Annotated in this window: 5 protein-coding genes; 1 reads left to right on the top strand and 4 read right to left on the bottom strand. The window is 59.5% G+C overall.

Going from position 1 to position 3,524, the window contains the following annotated elements; all coding sequences use genetic code 11:
• Positions 1-28 precede the first annotated feature (28 nt).
• The 4 genes from NW837_RS12360 to NW837_RS12345 all read right to left on the bottom strand — a co-directional run bounded on the left by NW837_RS12360 (position 29) and on the right by NW837_RS12345 (position 3,140).
• The gene (locus tag NW837_RS12360; protein WP_414331921.1) at positions 29-1,237 is read right to left on the bottom strand and encodes a glycosyltransferase; all 1,209 of its coding nucleotides are present in this window, start codon (positions 1,235-1,237) and stop codon (positions 29-31) included.
• Positions 1,238-1,266: 29 nt separating this feature from the next.
• Positions 1,267-1,680 carry a PH domain-containing protein gene (locus NW837_RS12355; protein ID WP_414331919.1) on the bottom strand — a complete coding sequence of 138 codons (414 nt, stop codon included), beginning with the start codon at positions 1,678-1,680 and terminating at the stop codon, positions 1,267-1,269.
• A 75-nt stretch (positions 1,681-1,755) separates the two neighbouring features.
• A complete protein-coding gene (locus NW837_RS12350) occupies positions 1,756-2,262 on the bottom strand; it encodes a hypothetical protein (protein ID WP_011432348.1) in 507 nt (168 codons plus the stop codon).
• 62 nt (positions 2,263-2,324) lie between these two features.
• A complete protein-coding gene (locus NW837_RS12345; RefSeq protein ID WP_414331917.1) occupies positions 2,325-3,140 on the bottom strand; it encodes an ion transporter in 816 nt (271 codons plus the stop codon).
• A 148-nt stretch (positions 3,141-3,288) separates the two neighbouring features.
• Between NW837_RS12345 and NW837_RS12340 the strand changes: the two genes are divergently transcribed.
• On the top strand, positions 3,289-3,524 hold a 236-nt coding region (locus tag NW837_RS12340; protein ID WP_414331915.1), incomplete at its 3' end, for a Maf family protein.

The raw sequence follows: 3,524 nt of genomic DNA, 5'->3' as shown, positions 1-3,524 counted from the left end.
AGTTGCCGGCTTTTGTGCAGCGGCGGCCCTACTGAGGGCTCCATTCTCGGGGATCCAACCGTTCTCCGGCTTGAAAACGAGGCCAAGCCCAGCGCAGCAGGGATCCCAATTGGGCGTGAAATCGCTCCGGGGCAAATTGCAGAGCATGGGCCCGAATCCGCCGGGGATCCCAGTCCTGTCGATCTGCCTGGCGCAGCCCTTCCACCAACGCTTCCACACTGGCTTCGGGGATGAGGATGCCGGTTTGGCCGTGGATGACCGTCTCCCGGACACCTCCCCGGTTGAGGGCAACCACAGGACGACCACAGGCTTGCACCTCCACCGGCACCAGGCCGAAATCCTCCTCCCACGGGAACAGCAGCACCCGGCAATGGGCCAACAGCTCCTGCAGACGGGCTTGCGGTTGATGGGGCAAAAACTCCACCTGCGGCCCCGCCAATCGCTTGAGCCGAGGGAGCTCCGGCCCTTCTCCCACAATCAGCAGACGACGACCCAGCCGTTCACAGGCGGCAATTGCCAGATCCACCCGTTTGTAGGGCACCAATCGGCCCGCCACCAGGTCGTAATCGCCACTGGGATCCGCCACCGGCTCAAACCCCTGCAGCGGAACGGGCGGGTAGATAACAACAGCCTCGCGGCGGTAGAGCTTGGCAATGCGGCGGCGAATGTGCTGGGAGTTGGCGATCAACAGATCTGGACGTTGAGCTGCCAGAAAATCCCACTGGCGCAGGCGGTGCAGCAGCCATTGGCTAATTGTGCGAATGGGCCCGATTCCCCCCAACCCTTCTCGCTGCAGATACAGCTCCCGGTTCTCCCACAGGTAACGGGTGGGGCTGTGGATATAGCTCAGGTGCAGGGTAGAGGCTCCCGTCAGGATCCCTTTGGCAAAGGCGTGGCTGCTGGAGATCACACAGTCATACCCCGAAAAGTCGAAGCTCTCGTAGGCCAACGGCATCCAGGGCAGCAGATACTTGAGGCGGGCGTGGTAGTCAGGGCGCAACACCCCCAGCCACTTGGCCCAGCCTTGCAAAAAAGAGGTGTGAATCGACAGCTCCTGCCAGCTCGGCGGCAGGGTGTGAGCCGAGAAGAGACTAACGTAAAGGGGGGCCTGTGGGGCAAAAGCCACCAGCTCCTGCAAAACCTTTTCCGATCCCCCCGGCCAGATCAGGTACTCGTGCACCAGGGCCAGGCGCTCAGGCCAAGCGGGATCCCGGCTGGGAAGAGTGGGGACAGCCACAGGAAGGGATCCCCAAGGGTCAGGCACTGTCAGGACTTGGCAGAGCGGCGCTTTTTGCCAATTGGGCCGCTCACCTGCTTGGCCTTCTCGTCAATCCGCTCGTTGATGTAGTTGTAGATTTCCCGAAAGCGAGGCAAGGCCCGCATCTCCAGGCGACTGCCATCCTTGAGGGTGAGCACCATATCTCCCCACACGCCCAAGCCCCGTGGCACCATGACCACCTTGGCGATCTCGCTGTAGATCACGTCTGAGCGCTCCTTGCCGCCCCACCCCCCGATCACGGTGATGCGACGATTGGTAATCCGATAGTGTACCCACAGCTTGCGCACCAGTGCCCCCACAAACAGAGGCAAGCCGACAAGCGTAGCCCCAATGAAGGAGTTCAGCACCAAATCGCCGCTGTGGGGGCCACCCTCAAAAAAAACCTCCTCTTGCACCGCCATGCCGAGCACCACCCAGTTGTTCAGAGGGTTACCGTTAACGATCTTAAACGATTTCTCAGCTTTCCCCAACTGGGTCTAACGGCAGGTTCGGGATTGGGTCAGCCTTCGGACGGCTTGTAGGGAACGGCAGGTGGCCAAGACCAGGTAAACAAACAACACCATCACCACCACCGCCACCGCTGCGGCTCCGGCATTACCCAGCCAGCCCCACCCTTCCAGCCCCGTCAGGGCCACCAAAGCCCAAGAAGCCGGGTGCAGCATTCCCCCCAACAGGAGAATTTGCGAGAGCATTTGCCCAGCCGTAAAGCGGGATCCCAGCACCACCAGGGCCAGTCCGCCGCCGATGTTGATCAACCCCATGTTGCCCAAAAAGGCGTAGCAAATGTGCCAGGCGTACTTTTGTTTGGGCACCTCCTGCCAGAGGAGGGGCTCGGCAGGGATCCCCGAAGCCTCCTGGGGGGCGAGCGGCAACGGCTGAACTTGGCTGAGGATCCAGCCGAGGACAATGGCGGCAACCAGCATCGCCACGCCCGCCTTCACGTTCAGCTTGCCGGGGATGGTTAGCTCGGGGTGGGCCAACATCGCAGATCCTCCTGCAACCCGTCCTAGCCTATCCTGTCTTTGCCCCAAATTGGCCAACAGCCTCAATCCCTTGGATAGAGCAGTGTGCCGCAGCGCTTGCAGAATTGGGCATCCCCATCGTGCTGGGAGAGGCCACAGCCTGGGCAGGCCCATTGCACCGAGTTGCCGCTTTTTACCAGTTGCTTGATCAACTCCCCCACTTGCCAAGGGATCAGGGCTATGCCCGTCAAGATCATCAACACTGTCAGCAGCCGGCCCAGCTCAGAAGTGGGGGTGAGATCCCCAAACCCCACCGTGGTCATGGTAACGACGGAAAAGTAGAAAGCATCCAAAAAGGTGGCAAAAGCGCCAGGATTCACTGGATGTTCTACCTGATAGATCAGCCCAGAGTAGACGAAAACAATGGCAAAGAGGGTGAAGAAAATGCGCAGCAAAATGCGGCTATCGGCGGAGATCACTTGCCCAAACAGGGTTTTGCCCTCCACCAAGCGCAGCAGCCGCAGGATGCGAAACCAGCGCAAGAGGCGGATGAAGCGAATATCGGTTAGCCCGGCAAAAAAAGGTAAAATGGCCAGCAAATCGATGAGTGAATAGAGGCTGAAGACGTAGCGCAGCTTTTGCGGGGCCGCTGCCAGTCGGAGCAGATATTCCACCACAAACAGGCCGAGAATGAGGCGATCCACCCGCTCCAGCCAAAGACGTACCTCAGGGGGAATGGGATAGGTTTCCACCACAAAGAAGGTGGATGAACAGAAGACCAACACCGCCACCAACAAATTCACCCGGCGGCTTTCCGGGGTGTCTTGATCCCCCCAATAGCGCTGGAGGATCCCAGAATGGGCAAGATCGAGATCAGCTTGGGTGGGGAGAGTGGTCACAAACGGGATCCAGCTGGGAAGATATCGGGAGAGTTTCCTTTCAACGCCCATCAGGCGCATACTAACTAAGCTAATGGAAACTAGCTCACAGAGCGAACTTCCCCTAAGCAAACGTCCAGGCTTTGGGTGTTAATTAGGTGTTGAGTCGATGTTGCCTCCTATCGTACTGGCCTCGCAATCCCCTGCCCGCCGCCAATTGTTAAAGGCTGCCGGGATCCCTTTTCGCGTTCAACCCAGCTACTTCGACGAAAGCCAAATCAAAAGCTCAGATCCCGTGGAGCTGGTGCAGAAGCTGGCCTCGGCGAAAGCCGAAGTGGTGGCGGCCCAGCAACGGGAGCCCGTCTTGGTCGTGGGGGCCGACTCTGTGCTCTACCTAAATGGCGA

The sequence above is a fragment of the Synechococcus sp. R6-10 genome (assembly GCF_047461815.1).
GTDB lineage: Bacteria > Cyanobacteriota > Cyanobacteriia > Thermostichales > Thermostichaceae > Thermostichus.
This window is presented reverse-complemented; position numbering and strand designations above follow the sequence as displayed.